Source organism: Roseivirga ehrenbergii, from assembly GCF_001593005.1.
GTDB classification, from domain to species: domain Bacteria; phylum Bacteroidota; class Bacteroidia; order Cytophagales; family Cyclobacteriaceae; genus Roseivirga; species Roseivirga ehrenbergii.
This window is the reverse complement of sequence record NZ_LQZQ01000002.1, coordinates 365,256-382,683: the sequence shown is the minus strand read 5'-3', so window position 1 is coordinate 382,683 and position 17,428 is coordinate 365,256. Positions and strand designations below refer to the sequence as shown.

General features: G+C 38.4%; 14 protein-coding genes. 3 read left to right on the top strand and 11 right to left on the bottom strand.

Annotated features, from left to right (window positions below):
* Positions 1-6: 6 nt before the first annotated feature.
* From gldD to mutY, 4 genes are read right to left on the bottom strand one after another with little or no spacing between them, the layout of a single operon-like run.
* Positions 7-597: a gliding motility lipoprotein GldD gene (gene gldD / locus MB14_RS03585; protein WP_245620755.1), complete on the bottom strand. Its 591-nt coding sequence runs from the start codon at positions 595-597 to the stop codon at positions 7-9.
* Positions 594-1,934, bottom strand: a complete 1,341-nt coding sequence (gldE, locus tag MB14_RS03580; RefSeq protein ID WP_062300985.1) for a gliding motility-associated protein GldE — start codon at positions 1,932-1,934, stop codon at positions 594-596. The genes gldD and gldE overlap by 4 nt, the downstream gene beginning before the upstream one ends.
* Before the next feature lie 18 nt (positions 1,935-1,952).
* A complete protein-coding gene (locus MB14_RS03575) occupies positions 1,953-2,390 on the bottom strand; it encodes a single-stranded DNA-binding protein (RefSeq protein WP_053221674.1) in 438 nt (145 codons plus the stop codon).
* A gap of 34 nt (positions 2,391-2,424) precedes the next feature.
* Positions 2,425-3,492: an A/G-specific adenine glycosylase gene (gene mutY, locus MB14_RS03570; protein ID WP_062588766.1), complete on the bottom strand. Its 1,068-nt coding sequence runs from the start codon at positions 3,490-3,492 to the stop codon at positions 2,425-2,427.
* 155 nt (positions 3,493-3,647) lie between these two features.
* Between mutY and MB14_RS03565 the strand changes: the two genes are divergently transcribed.
* The 3 genes from MB14_RS03565 to MB14_RS03555 all read left to right on the top strand — a co-directional run bounded on the left by MB14_RS03565 (position 3,648) and on the right by MB14_RS03555 (position 6,532).
* Positions 3,648-3,950 (top strand): HU family DNA-binding protein, encoded by a 303-nt coding sequence (locus MB14_RS03565; RefSeq protein ID WP_053221676.1) that lies wholly within the window; start codon positions 3,648-3,650, stop codon positions 3,948-3,950.
* 21 nt (positions 3,951-3,971) lie between these two features.
* Positions 3,972-4,790 (top strand): tetratricopeptide repeat protein, encoded by an 819-nt coding sequence (locus MB14_RS03560; RefSeq protein ID WP_062588764.1) that lies wholly within the window; start codon positions 3,972-3,974, stop codon positions 4,788-4,790.
* A 185-nt stretch (positions 4,791-4,975) separates the two neighbouring features.
* On the top strand, positions 4,976-6,532 hold the full coding sequence (locus tag MB14_RS03555) for an Rne/Rng family ribonuclease (protein ID WP_062588762.1): 1,557 nt from the start codon (positions 4,976-4,978) through the stop codon (positions 6,530-6,532).
* A gap of 77 nt (positions 6,533-6,609) precedes the next feature.
* Here the strand turns inward: MB14_RS03555 and MB14_RS03550 are convergent, their stop codons facing one another.
* The 7 genes from MB14_RS03550 to MB14_RS03520 form a co-directional block, all read right to left on the bottom strand.
* Complete coding sequence (locus tag MB14_RS03550) at positions 6,610-8,418, bottom strand: acyl-CoA dehydrogenase FadE (protein WP_062588760.1); 1,809 nt, start codon at positions 8,416-8,418, stop codon at positions 6,610-6,612.
* 21 nt (positions 8,419-8,439) lie between these two features.
* A complete protein-coding gene (locus MB14_RS03545) occupies positions 8,440-9,618 on the bottom strand; it encodes a thiolase family protein (protein ID WP_062588759.1) in 1,179 nt (392 codons plus the stop codon).
* Positions 9,619-9,676: 58 nt separating this feature from the next.
* Positions 9,677-12,061, bottom strand: a complete 2,385-nt coding sequence (locus MB14_RS03540) for a 3-hydroxyacyl-CoA dehydrogenase/enoyl-CoA hydratase family protein (protein ID WP_062588757.1) — start codon at positions 12,059-12,061, stop codon at positions 9,677-9,679.
* Between the two features lie 5 nt (positions 12,062-12,066).
* Complete coding sequence (locus MB14_RS03535) at positions 12,067-12,501, bottom strand: MarR family winged helix-turn-helix transcriptional regulator (RefSeq protein ID WP_062588754.1); 435 nt, start codon at positions 12,499-12,501, stop codon at positions 12,067-12,069.
* 94 nt (positions 12,502-12,595) lie between these two features.
* Positions 12,596-15,268, bottom strand: a complete 2,673-nt coding sequence (locus MB14_RS03530) for an SLBB domain-containing protein (protein ID WP_132644061.1) — start codon at positions 15,266-15,268, stop codon at positions 12,596-12,598.
* Positions 15,269-15,402: 134 nt separating this feature from the next.
* Positions 15,403-15,609: a hypothetical protein gene (locus tag MB14_RS03525; protein WP_062588749.1), complete on the bottom strand. Its 207-nt coding sequence runs from the start codon at positions 15,607-15,609 to the stop codon at positions 15,403-15,405.
* 12 nt (positions 15,610-15,621) lie between these two features.
* Complete coding sequence (locus tag MB14_RS03520; protein ID WP_062588747.1) at positions 15,622-17,385, bottom strand: AMP-dependent synthetase/ligase; 1,764 nt, start codon at positions 17,383-17,385, stop codon at positions 15,622-15,624.
* Positions 17,386-17,428 lie beyond the last annotated feature (43 nt).

The following is a 17,428-nucleotide window of genomic DNA, read 5'->3' as shown; positions in this document are numbered from 1 at the left end:
AACAATTTAATATTTCCATTCTAAAGTGTTCAACATTTCAATTGCATCCTTCTTAATAAATTCAATTATTGGTCGAAGTGAATCGTTTTTGTTGGCGGTGTTGAAATATAATGCTCCTCTAAAAAAATGTGTAGTGCTATCGGTAGTAAAAAACTGAAACTGGCTAGGCACTTCTCCTGCCAACTCGGCTATGCTTGCTACTTGGTTGTTGCGCATTGCAATTATACTTTCCCTAATTGAATAAGCTTTAGGGTTATGTTTCATGGTAAGGTCAAAGGCTTCGGTAAGCAGTTCCTCCACGTTATTATCAGGGTTTTTCAAATCTTTATATGTGATTTGAATGACGGCATCGTAATCGGGGTAAAACAAATTGATGTAATACCTACCCGATTTTGGAAAAGTATCGCGCGATAGCTCTGCATATTGAGAATAAAAAAACTGATACGGGAAAGTATCGGGCAAAACCTGATAAGCTGATTCTGGTAAATCGATTCGATTGTAAGCTTTTGGTTTAGGCAAATAAGTTTGCTCACAAGCCGAAAAGCCAAGCATAAGCACAAATGAAAGCAGTAGTAATTTCTGAATCGACTTTTTCAAACTGAAACTTTACGGTTGATCAAAACTCTAACCCTCTTAATCCTACGAACGTCCACCGCAACTATTGTGAAAAGGAACTTATCGAACTTAATTTTTTCTCCGGCTCTCGGCAGCTTGCTGTGCAATTCGAGTAAGAGTCCACCGAGCGATTCGCTTTCTCCCTTTACCTGATCAAAGTAATACGGGTCGATTTCCATGATTTTACAGAAATCATTTAAGGAGGTTTTGCCTTCAAAAACGTAGGTATTATTGTCTAATTTGTTGAAGGCGATATCGTCATCATCAAACTCATCATTGATTTCACCTACAATTTCTTCAATAATGTCTTCCATGGTAATCAGCCCAGAAGTTCCTCCATACTCATCCACCACAATGGCCATGTGTACACGTTTGTCTTGGAAGTTTTTCAAGAGGCTATCTACCTTTTTATTTTCAGGAACAAAGAAGCCTGGGCGCATCAACTCTTGCCATTTAAAATCTTCTTCCTTGTCTACATGAGAAAGCAAATCTTTGATGTACAAAACCCCTTCAATTTTATCAATTGTCTCGTTATAAACAGGAATTCTAGAAAATCCGCTCTTGTTGATTTTGTCCATCAACTCGTGAAAATCAACTTCGATATCTACTGCGGTAATGTCCATTCTTGATTTCATTACCTGCCGAACAGTAAGCGTACTAAAGTTTACAATTCCCTTTAGTATTCCCTTTTCTTCATCTGTTGTATCATCACCCGTAGTCATTTCAAGGGCCTGATTCAGTTCGTCTACCGTAATATTGTGCCCCTTTTTCTTTACGCGCTTTTCAATAAGTTGAGTGAATTTGATCAACACGTAAGCCACAGGCTTTACAATGCCTTCAAAGAAAAAAAGCATTCGAGCCGTTGCTCTCGAAAATCTTAGGTTGTTCTGGGTGGCAAAGTTTTTAGGAAGTACTTCTCCGAAAAAGAGAATTACAAAAGTAACCACTGCAGTTAAAGCCACTACGATGGTTCCTTCACTGGTTTTCTCACCTATAATTTCCCAGGTTACAAAAGTGGTAAGGGTAACAATGGCAATGTTGACCAAATTATTCATGATGAGAATAGTGGCCAATAAATGGCGCGGCCTTTCCATCAATTGAATAATTAATCGGCTAGCGGGAGAGTCGTCATTTTTACATTCATCAATTTGGTCATCATTCAAGGAAAAAAATGCCACTTCGGAACCTGAAATAAGGGCCGAGAGTATAACCAAAAAAATAAAAACCACTCCATTAACCACTAGGTATGGAGTGGAAACATCTTGAGCTAAGGCCAAAAGGGCCAAACTAGGATAGGGATCGTCAGTTGCTGATTCCAATATTCTATTTTTAACTAATTAAAATGGCAAATCATCTGAGTCGTCCTCAGGAATGCTCGAAACTTCACTAGATTTCTCTGAACTAGGTGAATAAGAAGAGCTACCTCCCCCACCTTCGTTATCAGACTTAGTACCTAGCATTGTTAAATTATTTCCAACAACTTCGGTAGTATATCTCTTATTTCCGTCCTGATCATCCCAAGATCGGGTGGTCAGTTTACCTTCAATATACACCTGATTACCTTTCTTTAAAAATTTCTCGGCAATTTCTGCAAGTGGGCTCCAAAGCACAATATTATGCCACTCAGTTGTGGTTACTCTTTCGCCTTGTTTGTTCTTATAAGATTCGCTCGTTGCCAAAGAAAAATTTGCTACAGCCCTTCCGCTCTCCAAGTGGCGCACCTCTGGATCTTTACCCAAGTTGCCTACTAGTATTACTTTGTTTACTCCTGCCATAATATTTATTGTTTGGTTCTATAGAACAAATTAATTAAAAACATTGATCTTCCAAGTATTTGATAATCAAAACTGGCTTTGGAAGGCTGTTTATTTGTTCTAAAGAGTATTTTTTTAATTCTGGTTGAAGGCGCACTAATCTAGTTTCATCACCTGCTTTCAGTTCAATTTTCACGAAGTTGGCGAAAATACGTTGATGCGTCAAAACATGTTCGTATAATTTTGATTCTTCTCCAATAATTGACTTGGTCAAACCTAACTTTTGAAGTGTTGAAATCACCCCCTCCACATCAATCGGTTTGCTGTCTTCCAACAAATAAAAGTCAAACAAGCCCTGCCAAACATCGCCCTTCTCTCTTTGCTTCATCAAAAACGCTTCTTCCGAATGAAAGGCCAAATAAGTAAAGTATCTTTTTCTAACTTTGGTCTTCTTGGTTTTAACTGGAAGGCTATCAATTTTATTATTGTTGAAAGCAAAACAGTAGTCTTTAAAGGGGCAAATACCACATGCTGGAGATTTTGGTGCGCATTGAATGGCACCAAATTCCATAATGGCCTGATTATATTGATTTGGCCTTTCTTTATCTAAAAGCTCATTCGCCCTAGCTTCAAAAACTTTTGGACCCTGCGTACTCGAAATATCATCTTCAATACCAAATACCCTGCTGAGCACTCTATATACGTTGCCATCTACTACGGCATTGGGCTTATTAAAAGCCGATGACGAAATCGCTGCTGCGGTATATCGCCCAATTCCTTTTAATTTGAGTAATTCGTTAAAGTCAGACGGAAACTCTCCGGCAAAATCGTTAACCACCATTTTTGCGCAGGCATGAAGATTTCTGGCCCTAGAATAATAGCCTAAGCCCTGCCATAAACGGAGTACCTCGGTTTCGGAAGCATTTGATAAATCGTGAATAGTAGGAAACTGCTCGATAAATCGATCGTAGTAGGGCAAACCTTGGGCAACTCTCGTCTGCTGAAGGATAATCTCAGAGAGCCATATTCGATAAGGATCTTTGGTTTTTCTCCATGGCAAGTCTCTTTTATTTTCTTCATACCAGTTAATTAACTGATTTGCAAACACTTTACTATCTAACATAGTGCTATCTTGTGCCAAATTTATACCCCTGCAAGGTATTGGTTAAAATTTGAGGGTTTGTTTTTTAAATTAGAAATGAACTCGTAATTTTGCAGGCCAAAATAACTGGGAATTAGTTTTTTACACAATATTTATAAATCTAAAATTTAACAGCGGTGACGAAAGCAGATGTTATTAACCAAATAGCAGAGAAGACAGGAATAGATCGATCTGATGTTACTACTACGGTGGAAACTCTTTTTACAGTAGTAAAAGATTCAATGGCGGAAGGTGAAAATATCTACGTGAGAGGATTTGGCAGCTTTGTGAATAAGAAAAGAGCAAAAAAAATTGCTAGAAATATCTCTAAAAACACTGCCATCGTAATTGATGAGCACTTTGTTCCAAGCTTTAAGCCTTCAAAGGTTTTTGTAGAGCAAGTAAAGGTGAGTGACAAAGTAAAAATTGCGAACAAATAAGCCTTAGCCTCATTGGCTATTATGAAAAAGAATCAAATCATACTTCTGAGCGTTGGAATTATAGCTGTTGTATTACTATACATGCTACCCACCTCTGTTGTTGACAATAAAGAAAATGAGGCTTTACAGTTTGTTGATGAAAGTAAACCAGGAGGAGAGGTAATTGACCACAGCTCTGAAATCCCTGAAGAAATTCAACCTAAAATTGATTTTTGGAAGGAAAAGCTGGTTTCTAACGCAAAAATTAAGAAAGATGAAGTAGCATTGGATTCACTGATGGTTGTTTTTCAAACCATTAACCAATACGATAGCGCTGCTTATTATGCTGAATCTTTCGCAAAAGAATTTAATACACTTACACTTTGGCAGAAGGCCGGAGACGCCTATTTCGAGGCATTTACTTTCGCTTTAGAACCTCAAAAAGTAGAAAGGCTTGGTATCAAAACCCGTGAAATGTATAGCAAGGTTTTAGAACAAACACCAGATAATCTGGATGTTAAAAACAATTTAGCGATGACCTATATTGCAAGTTCTAACCCTATGCAGGGAATTATGATGTTAAGAGAAATACTTGAAACAGACGAAAAAAACGAAAAGGCCCTATTGAACATGGGTCGCCTTTCAATGCAGTCAAATCAGTTTGATAAAGCTGTAGAAAGGTTCGAAGCATTAGTGGGTTACCATCCTAATAGTTTAGATGGCAACTACCTTTTAGCGGTATGCTATTATGAAACAGGCCAGAACGATAAAGCGAAAGCCCAATTTCAGAAAGTAAAAAACATGGATACCGATCCAGCAGTACAAACAGCTGCTAACGAGTATCTGCAAAGAATTAAGTAAAATATTATTTCATTAAAACATTAGAATTATGCCTTGCGGTAAAAAAAGAAAAAGACATAAGATTTCAACTCACAAGAGAAAGAAAAGACTTAGAAAAAACAGACACAAAACTAAGAAGTAGTACTTCTTAGTTTTGTGCTTATACGCATCACTAGTTTAATTATTAACATTTAACTTTTTTCAAATTGAGCAACGAATTAGTAATTAATTCGACTCAAGATGGATGTCGTATAGCCCTTCTGAAAGATAAAAACCTGGTTGAGTTCCATCATGACCATGATGACAACCAGTTTAAGGTAGGTGATATGTACTTGGGAACGGTTAAGAAAATCGTCCAAGGACTAAACGCGGCTTTTATAGATATTGGGTACGAGAAAGATGCATTTCTGCATTATCTTGACCTTGGTCCGCAGATCAAATCACTGAATAAATACACCCGAATGGCCCAATCGGCCAATGATGTTAATGGCAACTTGAGCAAATTCAAGAGCGAGCCAGACATCAACAAGCTTGGCAAAATGGGCCAGGTGCTGACGCGTGGTCAGCAAATACTTGTTCAGGTTGTAAAAGAACCTATTTCAACAAAAGGGCCACGACTCTCTTGCGAGTTGTCTATAGCTGGGCGCTATATGGTTTTAGTGCCTTTCTCCGATTCTATCAATATTTCTAAGAAAATCACTGATGGAGATGAGAGAAAAAGATTGATGAGATTGATTTCATCGATCAAACCCGAAAAATTTGGTGTCATCGTTCGCACAGTTGCGAAAGGAAAAGATGTGGCCGAATTAGATAAAGACCTCCGAAACCTTGAAGAAACTTGGATTCAAGGCATTAAAAAGCTACATAAAGCTAAGCCAAAAGATAAGGTAATCGGAGAAATGAGTAGGGCTTCATCCTTACTTCGAGATATCCTCAACGAATCTTTTGACAGTGTAACCACGGATGATAAGGAAATCTATAATGAGATTAAATCCTACATCCATAAAATTGCTCCAGACAAGGAAAAGATAGTAAAGCTTTACTCTGGTAAAGCGAAAATCTTTGAAAGTTTTGGAATCGAAAAGCAGTTTAAATCGCTTTTTGGTAAAACAGTAAGCTTGCCAAAGGGCGGCTATTTAATTATCGAGCATACCGAAGCCCTTCACGTTATTGACGTGAATAGTGGCAACAAATCGAATGCAGGAGAAGATCAGGAAAGTACCGCACTTGCTGTAAATATTGAAGCCGCAAGAGAAGTAGCTCGCCAATTAAGGCTGCGCGATATGGGCGGAATTATCGTGATCGACTTTATCGATATGCGTAAAGCTGAAAATAAAAAAGAGCTTTACAGAGTAATGCGTGAGATTATGGATGAGGACCGTGCTAAAAACACCGTTCTTCCCATTACCAAATTTGGCTTAATGCAAATTACACGTCAGCGTGTGAGGCCAGAAATGAACATTACTACCCGTGAAAATTGTCCAGCATGTGGAGGAACGGGAAAAGTAGCTGCTACAATACTTGTATCAGATACGATTGAAAAGAACATCGATTACATTCTTGGTACCCAAAATGAAAAAGGCATTACATTAATTGTACACCCCTTTTTACATGCTTATTTCACTAGAGGAATTTTCTCTAAAAGGTGGGAATGGTACAAGAAATACCGCACTTGGGTGAAGATCGAAAAAGATAGCTCTTTGAGTCTTTCGGCTTATACCATTAACAATAAGCTTGGCGAAGAAATAGCCATTACAGCTTAAGTTTAAAACATCAAATCAAACAAAAAGGGAACCTCAAATGAGGTTCCCTTTTACTTTATCAGTCTACTTGGTTGTTCTTACGCGAAATAATAAGGGAATTTACCCTTAGCAATCATTGTATCGGCTACTTGTCTACGAAGTTCTTTGGTGTTCACTAAGTCCATTTTCGTAAAGCGTTTTAAGCCCATCAACATCACTTTTTGTTCATCGCCTTTGGTGAATGATGCTATTGCCTCTTTGGCAGCTGCGTTCACTCTATCAACTGCTTCAGCCATATAAATCTGCGTCATGGCGATATAATCCTTACAAGCTTCCTCACCTCTTTGACTCACTAATTTCTCTGTTCTTAACATAGAAGATTCAACAGCGTAAATCTCAATCAGGATGTCCGCAAGGTTCATCATTACCTCTTGCTCGTCTTCAATTTTATCTTGAAGTGCCATGGCGGCTTTTCCGCCCACCATTAGGAAAACTTTCTTCAAGTTTTTCACTACTTCTTTTTCAGCATTAAACAGTACTGACTTATCTATTGTAGTGAATGAAGGTACAGAAACAAGTTCTTTAGAAACAGCCATTGCTGGTTCGAACATGTTTAGTTCGCCTTTCATTGCGCGTTTCAAAAGCATTCCTATCATCAACATACGGTTGATTTCGTTGGTACCTTCGTAAATTCTGGCAATTCGAGCATCTCTATAAGCTCGTTCCATTGGGGCATCAGCAGAATAACCCATACCGCCATATACTTGAACGCCCTGATCTACCACATAATCCAATACTTCAGAACTGTGGATTTTAGCAATAGCGCATTCGATGGCAAACTGTTCAACACCTTTTAGTTTGGCTTTGGCCTCGTCCATTCCACCCGCTATCAGGTCGTTAATTTTATCTTCGATGTTCTGACCTGCTCTGTAATCTAAAGATTCCGTTACATAGGTTTTAGTGGCCATTTCAGCCAATTTACTTTTAATGGCACCAAAGCTTGAAATTGACACGCCAAACTGCTTGCGTTCGTTGGCGTATTGAGTAGCATGAGAAATTACAGTTCTGCAACCACCCAAAACTCCTGCTCCTAATTTTACACGACCAATATTCAAGATATTCACCGCGATTTTGAAACCATTTCCTCTTTCAGAAAGCATGTTTTCAACTGGTACTGGGCAATCGTTAAAGAATACCTGACGAGTTGATGAACCTTTGATTCCAAGTTTCTTCTCTTCTTCATTCATTGTGATTCCACCGAAGGTTTTCTCAACAATAAATGCAGTCAAATTTTTATCATCTTCGATTTTAGCAAACACAATAAACAAGTCAGCGAAACCTGCATTAGAGATCCACATTTTCTGACCTGTAATATTATAGTGCTTTCCATCTGCAGAAAGCACTGCTTTCGTTTTTCCTGAATTCGCATCAGAACCCGCGTCAGGCTCTGTCAAGCAATAACAAGCAGCCCATTCGCCAGTAGCGAGTTTTGGTAAGTATTTTTCTTTCTGCGCCTCAGTTCCATAATAAAGAATTGGTAAGGTTCCGATACCCGTATGAGCACCGTAAGTGGTAGAGAAAGAGCCAGCAGCACCAATCACATCAGCAATTAACATACTTGTGTTGAAGCTCATGCCAAGCCCTCCATATTGTTCGGGCACAGTAATACCTAAAAGACCTAGCTCACCTGCCTTCTTAAAAATATTTGGAACCAAATCTGGTTCCTTCATGCTATCGATTCGATCGGCATTAGGCGTAATTTCGGTTTCGATGAAGTCGCTACAGGCTTGCGCCATCATTTTTTGCTCTTCACTAAACTCTTCAGGAATAAAAACCTCCTGAGCTGGGGTTTCTCTTACGAGGAATTCTCCTCCCTTGATTGATGCTTTTATTGTTTCGCTTGACATGTTCTTATATTTTATTACTCCTTACTTCAAAAACTCATAGATACCCGCTACGCCTTGGCCACCGCCTACACAAGCCGTTACCATTCCGTATTTAGCATTGCCCCTTCTTCTCATCTCGTTGAAGAGTTGAACTGAAAGTTTTGCTCCTGAACATCCAAGCGGATGACCTAAAGCAATTGCCCCACCATTAACATTCAAAATTGAGCGATCTAAATCCAGCTCTTTGATTACCGCTAATGATTGAGCACCAAAGGCTTCGTTTAATTCAATTAGATCAAGATCAGACTGTTTCAAACCGGCTTGCTTTAGTGCTTTTGGCACTGCATCTACTGGACCAATTCCCATAATTCTTGGGTGAACTCCCACCGCAGTGTAAGTAACCATTCGGGCGATAGGCTCTAAACCGAGTTCTTTTACCATTTTCTCAGACATTACCATCACGAAAGATGCACCATCTGAAACCGGAGAAGAATTACCAGCCGTAACCTGACCACCTTGCGCAAATACAGGTCTTAATCCTGCCAATACTTCCATTGAAGTGTCTGCTCTTGGACCTTCATCTTTATCTACGGTGTAAGACTTTTCAGCCACCTTACCATTAGCGTCAACGAATTTTTCCTTCACTTTAATCGGAACGATTTCATCATCGAACTTGCCATCTGCTTGGGCTTTCACAGCCTTTTGGTGTGACTCAAAAGCAAATTGGTCAGATTCTTCTCTGGTAATGTTGAACTCTTTTCCAACTTGCTCGGCAGTTAAGCCCATACTCAAGTAGTAATCTTTATGCTCTGTAGCCAGCTTGTAATTCAAAGCCGTTTTATAACCCATTACCGGCACTTGGCTCATAGATTCCGTTCCACCAGCGATAATACAATCTGCAGTACCTGCATGAATTCTAGATGAAGCCAATGCAATAGCTTCTAGACCAGAGCCACAATAACGGTTAACCGTTACGCCTGGCACAGGAATAGGTAATGACAACAATGAAATCATTCTTCCCATTTGCATACCTTGCTCTGCTTCTGGCACAGCGTTACCCACAATCAGGTCATCTACTCTGGTTGGGTCGAAGTTGGCCACCTGACCCACCAAGTGTTTAATTACTTCAGCAGCCATGTCGTCAGAACGTACACTTTTGAGTACACTGCGCTTGCCACGTCCTACGGCTGTTCTATATCCTGCAACTATATATGCGTCCATATTTTTAGATTTTAGAGGTCAGACATTAGATGTCAGACTAATTTTTTAATGATCGATTTTAGTTTCTAAGTGGCTTACCTTTAAATAGAATGCTGTGAATTCGCTCTAAGGTTTTTGGCTCGGCAGTAAGTGCCAAGAAAGCTTCACGCTCTAAATCAAGAAGGTATTGTTCTGAAACTTCTTGAGGAACAGTTAAATCTCCTCCACACATTACGTAACCGACTTTTCTAGCAATTTTAGCATCGTGCTCAGAAATATAATTACCGAAAAGCATTCCATTAATCCCCGCTTCGAACAATGCTAAACCTGTAACGCCTTGTACCTTAATGTCTGTTCTTTCCACTGGCTGGGTATATCCCGCTTCATAAAGTTCGAGCACTTTTTTCTTGGCATCAGAAATCAATCGTTTTCTGTTCATTGTAATGCCATCTGTAGGTCGAAGAATGTTCATTCCTCTGGCTTCTTCAGCTGAAGTAGCAACCTTAGCAGTCGCGATATTCATAAAGGCTTCTTGAAGTCTGTTCAGTTCAGGGTCGCCAGCTACGTAAGAATCTGCAGCTCTTAAAGCAAGCTCCTTAGTTCCTCCACCACCAGGGATAAGGCCAACGCCTACCTCAACCAAACCAATGTAGGTTTCAGCATGGGCTTGAATGGCATCACAATGCAATGACAATTCACAACCTCCACCGAGCGCTAGGCCAGCTGGTGCGGCCACTACCGGTATTGATGAAAATTTAGCCAACCTCATTGTATTCTGAAATTGCGCAATCATTAAGTTGATTTCGTCAAAATCCTGATCACCTGCATACATAAACAGCATGGCCAAGTTTGCACCTGCCGAGAAGTTTGGCCCTTCATTTCCAATTACCAAACCTTTATAATCCTTCTCTGCCATAGAAATAGCCGTTTGGATTCCTTCAATGACCTCGGCACCCATTGAATTCATTTTGGTATGGAATTCTAAACAAAGTACTCCATCTCCGATATCGAAAACAGATGCACCCGCATTACCCCAAACCTTATTGGTTTCACGGATATTTTCTAAGATGATGAGCTCATCCAAGCCAGGAATAACTTTGTATGATTTTGAAGGAATGTCGTAATAGTGCTTAATTCCTTTTTCGATTTTGTAGAAGGAATCATTCCCCGCTTCAAGCATTTCATATACCCAAGCCGCTGGCTTTAGGTCCATGCCTTCCATTTTATCAACGGTAGCTTTAACACCCAATAAATCCCAAGTTTCATAAGGCCCTAATTCCCAACCAAAACCAGCACAAACGGCTTGATCTATTCTGTAGAGTTCGTCTGAAATTTCTGGAATTCTAAACGAAACGTATTTGAAAGTATCGTAGAAGGTTGTTCTGTAGAATTCGCCCGCTTTGTCATCAAAATTAACGAGTGTTTTGATTCTTGCTTTTAGATTTTCTTCCTCCTTAACGGCCTCAAGCGCTTTAAAATTCGCTCTTGTTCTTTCACCGTATTCGTAAGTTTTTAAGTCAAGCTCAAGAATTTCTGTTTTACCGTTGGCGTCTTTCGTTTTCTTGAAATAGCCTTGTTTAGACTTATCGCCAAACCAACCTCTTTTATGTACTTCTTCAACAATACCAGGGAGAACAAACTTTTCTCTGGCCTCGTCATTCTGCAAGCCTTTATACAAGTTGTTGGCAACATTAACCGTAGTGTCAAGACCAACAACATCCATAGTACGGAAAGTGGCAGATTTTGCACGACCGATAATTGGTCCAGTCAATCTATCAACTTCGCCCACTGTAAGCCCCATTTCTTCAATGGTATGCATTGCCGACATGATGGCATAAATACCAATTCTGTTGGCAATAAACGCTGGGGTATCTTTACAAAGCACGGTTTCCTTTCCTAAGAAAAGGTCTCCGTAATGCATTAAGAAATCAATGATTGCTGGATCTGTTTTTGGTCCAGGAATAATTTCCAACAAACGTAAATACCTTGGGGGGTTGAAGAAGTGAGAACCACAGAAGTGTTTCTGGAAATCTTCGCTTCTACCTTCGCACATCAAATGCATAGGAATACCCGATGTATTCGATGTAATGAGCGTGCCTGGCTTTCTGTGTTTTTCAACTTGATCGAAGATGATCTTCTTAATATCGAGTCTTTCTACCACCACTTCAATAATCCAATCCACTTCAGCAATTTTAGACATATCGTCTTCAAAATTTCCAGTAGAAATTCTATTTGAAAAACTCAAGTCATAAATGGGAGATGGCTTTGATTTTAATGCCGTTACTAATGCATCGTTTACCAGTTTATTTCTGGCCGCCTTATTGGATTTTTGATCTTCAGGTAAATCCCTGGGTACCATATCCAATAACAATACTTCTACTCCGATATTAGCGAAATGGCAAGCTATTCGAGAGCCCATCACTCCAGAACCTAATACCGCGACTTTTCTAATCGATCTGTTCATGTGTTCTAAAAGATTGATTTTTTATCTATAAGATTATTTATCTGTTCTATTACCTCGAAAAAGGTATCTAATTTTTCTTTGTCTATTAACTGACTGGCAGTGGTATTAAACTCCAAAACCGTGGCTCGAGATATCTCTCTCTTTTGCTTTCCTAAGTCAGTCAAGAATATTCTAACGGATCTGCCGTCATTAGGGTCTTTCTCTCTGTAGATAAAACCTTTTTCCTCCATACTCTTCAACATACGAGTAAGGCTACGAGACTCAAGCCCCATAAGAGGTGCAATTTTGGTTGCAGGTGTACCTTCTTTACTATTTATAATAAGAAGAACAAAACCAATTGAAGTGGTAATATCGTGTTTAACTGCTTGCTGGTTATACATGCGGTAAATCGCATGCCAAAGCATTTTTACGTTGTGGTCTATGGTTTCTTCTCTCTTCATAATCCTGTAAGGGTTACGAAGTTAAAGAAAATTTGTTATGCATGCATACTATTTATTAGAAAAAAGTATGTTACTAAATTATGAATACGTTTGCTTATTTTATACTCTGAACCAGGACAATGGTGGTTAAGGTAGAGCTTACGATTGCGGCAATTGTCCCAAAATTTTCCAAAAACTTACCGTTATCACGGGGTTCTTTAGGGGGTTTAGCTGAAACTGTAATAACTGATCCGTCCAAAACTTTTGGGTTAGAAAGGAAGCCAACCTTTCGGGTAAAGCCATTGGGTTGAGTTAAATAAATACTTTCACCATTTTTTGTTTTACCTCCGGCATTCTTCACGTAAGCTCGAACCGTTTTATTTTCAAGATACTTTTGAAGCGATGGATTGGCAACTTCTCCTTCCACCTTAACAGTATAAATAGACTCAGGAAAGTAAATGCTATCTGCATTTTGGAGGATGATATCAAATTTTTCGTTTTGTTCCCCCAAGGCTTTTTGAAAATCAAATGCCAGTTGTTGGCCATTTCTGTATAAACGAGCACCCGCCAAATACACATTAGGAGATACCCCTCCCGCTCTTTCTATAACTTCCGTAAGCATATCCCCTTTTGACTCTAAATAGTAAGTTCCCGGAAACTTAATCTCACCTGTCAGCTGCACCGCTCTTTGTTCTGATGAACCAGGGATGTAGCTTACTGAAACTTGATCATTGTCTTGAAGAATATAGTTTGATGACGACTTTTTACTTGATCCCAAAAGATAATTCAGGTCTAAATCAACATCTGTGTTGAAGGCAATTTTATTTCCGGTAAAATCAAAATTTTCACGTGATACAGTCACGCTCTCACGATATGACTTTTTAAGAAAGCCACCCGATTGGATTATTAAGTCTTCGACAGTCATGCTATCGGTGAGTAAGTACTTTCCTTCATTCTTAACTGCTCCTTTGACAAATACATATTTATCCAAAGTCTCTGTAATGTCCTTACTATATAAAATCACTCTATCCTTTGGTTTGAGTACAGCATTGAACTTCTTATCCAACACTTCATCTAGATTAAAAGGAATAACTTGATATTCAAGTTTACCTTGCTGATATCGCAATAAATCAGCTCTACTGGTTAGAATACGGTTTCTATATTCTAAATCCTCTACATTGGCCGACATGAAAATGAGATCATAGAGACTCAAATCTTTTCTCCATAAAATAGTTTTAGGCTCCGATAAAAACCCTTCTATTGAAACCGTTTCTAAAGACTTAAGCTCTTCATTATTATATACTTTTAGTGAGTCGTCTGCCTGAAGAACAATGTTTTGTGATGAATTAACATCTGCCATAATTTCGGATAAGGAGAAAGACAAAAACTTAAGTTCTCCATTTCGATCTTTTCGAAACACATCTATTTTATCGAGATACGTATTTGGCCTAATACCCCCAGCAGAATTAATGAGTTCTCGGATTTTTAAGTCATTATTTAATTGATAATCACCTGGCCTGAACACTGAGCCAGCTATTGTGACCAAATTATCATATTTGTCAAGTACCTCACCAAACGTTACTTCATCTCCATCTTGTAACCTAAAGTTTATTCCGTTTCTTAAAAGACTATCATAGTTCACAGAAACGATTTCTCGATCAAAAGAGCTACCATTTGAACGATTATTAGTAGCACGAATTCTCTTTACTGTTACTGTTTTTGTAAAAGCAGTTGGCTTAAGGCCTCCAGCAAAACCAATTAAATCGAGTAAGCCTTCATTATCTTTTAATTCATAAATCGCAGGTTTATTTACTTCACCTTTAAGCCTGATGGCATTCATTCTGGTAGGAATGAAAATCACATCATTATTCATTAATCTTAAGTCTTCACGAAGCGCTCCTTTTACTAAATAATCGTATAAATCGACATTGGAAATAAAACGGTTGTTTCTGAAAACCTTAATATCACGAAGAGACCCTGAGGTTTGAATTCCTCCAGAAACATAGAGTGAATTTAAGGTGGTAGCAAAAGAGTTGATAAGGTGTGATCCTGGGTTTTTCGATTCCCCCATTACCACAATTCTTATGGGTCTTAGTTTGGTTAGCGAAACATCTAAAAATATTTTTGGGGGATCTTTCTTTAAGCCTGAATAAAACTTAGAAAGAAATTCTTTCATTCTTACATTCAGCCCTTCATATGAGGTGCCAGCTACAAATACCTGCCCTACATTTGGAATAAATAGATTACCATTAATATCTACTTTTCCTTCAAATTGAAATTCCGCTTCTCCCCAAAGGTAAACTCTTAATTCGTCTCCAGGCCCGATCAAATAACCTGGGTCAATATTGCCCACTAATGCTTGTTCGTTTGCGAAAGGGTTATTGTTGAAAATATTGTAACCGAAATAATCCAACCCTTCCTGTTTCTGCTCTATCTGAATTGTCTCAGCTTTTTGACTGTTATTGTCTTGCCTTTCACTATTGTAATCAATAGTGTCTCTTTCTATTTTCTGTATTGACTCTAAAGAAGTTGGTTCTTCATTTTTTGAGATATACTTTCTTATGTACTCATCATAATCTAAACCATAGAGGCGGGCTTGCCTACGTGCGTCATCTTCTGACATTCCTCGCTTTCTCAGTTCGGAAAGTATTTCTTCTTGGGTATTGATACCTCGTTTTTCAAGTTCTTGTTTTACTTGCTGTTCAGACTGTGAATATCCATTTGAGCATATGGTCAGCAAAAGCAATAACAGGCAGGTAAACGAAGATTTTGTTCTCGTTATTTTCAAGGTTCGGTATCTGTTTGGTATCTGAGGTATGTATCTCACAAATGTGAGATGCAATATTCTGCATCAAATTAGCAAAAAAAGATCTGTAACTAAAGCAATTTTATTAGTACAGCCATTTGATAACAGATATTTAATCATATATTCAATTCATCAATATCGAAATCATCTCCTTTTCCATATTGAATTAAGCTAAAAAGATTATAGTATTCTAATGTATTTATATCCTTCAAACGACAATCTCCATTTTCAAATATCTCTATTACTTCAAATTCAAAAGTCTCTAAAAAATTGAGAAGCGTGAATTTTTTCCCTACTCTTAAATTATTAAACGATTTTGCCATTGGGCGAAGGTATTACACTGAGTAAATCTTCTGTATTAGATCGGCATATTTTTCTTTTATAATGCGCCTTTTGAGTTTTAATGTTGGTGTAAGCTCTCCAGATGCTATACCCCATTGATCGTTTATTATTTCAAATTTCTTCACCTGTTCCCAATGGCCAAAACTCTGATTAGTAGCATCTACTTCTGTTTTAAACTTATTTATGACCTCAGTATTTTTCAATAATTCGGGATCGGTTTTGTTCAAACCATGACGTTCTGCCCAAGCTCCAACTGCTTCTAAATTAGGAACTATGAGTGCTGCTGGAAATTTTCTGTTTTCACCTATAACCATTACTTGTTCTATAAGAACGGACTCTTTCAGTTTGTTTTCCATTACCTGTGGGGCTATGTATTTACCTCCTGAGGTTTTAAACATTTCCTTTTTTCGGTCGGTGATTTTTAAAAAATTATCATCTGTTAACTCCCCAATATCGCCCGTATGAAACCAGCCATCTACAATTACCTCATCTGTTTTTTCTGGGTCTTTGTAATAACCCATCATTACGTTAGGTCCTTTTACTAAAATTTCTCCGTCATCGGCTATTTTAACTTGCACACCTGTAAGTAGTGGGCCAACGTAATCCAGTTTAGCCTGAATCGGGTCTGGCATACCAATACTAATACCTGGAGATGTTTCGGTAAGTCCGTAACCTTCTAAAATTTTAATATCTGCCGCCCAAAACACTCTTTTTAATCGGGGTTGAATTGCAGATGCTCCAACTATTATATGCCTAACATTTCCTCCTAAAGCTGCTTTCCATTTACTGAAAATAAGTTTTCGTGCTATCTTCAGTTTAAAATCATATGCAAATCCCATTTGCTGATCTGGATTATATTTAAGACCCAAATTTACAGCCCAAAAGAATAACTGCTTCTTGATTCCAGAAAGTGCGAAACCCTTGGCGATAATTTTATCGTAAATTTTTTCGATGAGCCTAGGAACTGTATTGAAGCCATGCGGCTTAATTTCTTGCAGATTATCACTAATCGTTTCTAAGCTTTCGGCATAATGAACAGATAAGCCAAGCTGAAAGTAGAAGTAAATTGCGGTTCGCTCAAAAATATGGCACAAAGGCAAAAAACTAAGCACTCTGTCATGACCATTGTTATACTCCGCTCTTTCTGAAACTGCTGTGGCGTTAGAAATAATGTTTTTATGATTAAGCATTACTCCTTTAGGACGACCAGTGGTGCCAGAAGTATAAATGATAGTAACAAGGTCGAGTTCGGTAATTTGACCTTGTATCTCAGCCATTTCCTTTTTCTGTTCTGCAGAACCATCGGCTAAAAGTGAAGACCAATGCTCTGTAAGTTTAGACTCATCAAAAATATAAATCGGTAAATCAAGATTTGCCTTTTGTGCACCGTTTTTCGCTTTAAGGTATATCTCTTCTGTAGAAACGAAGACCAGCTTTGTTTCGGAGTGTTCAAAAATAAAAGCGTAATCGTCATCAGAAATGGTGGGATACATCGGTACGCTGATGGCTCCGATTTGCTGAATGGCTACATCTGCAAAATTCCATTCTGTTCTATTCTCACTTATAATGGCTACTTTTTCTCCGGGTCGGATGCCCTTATTCATCAAGCCAAACGAAAGTTGAGTTGATTTATCTATTACTTCCTGAGTAGAAAATTTTCTCCACTTGCCATTTTTTTTATCGGCAAGGCAAACATCAAGATTATACTGTTCTAACTGCTTAGGAAGCAGTTCAAAAAGGCGGGTAGCAGTGTTCATAATTATCGACTAATGTTGATCAAGATAATAAAATATGGGAGCA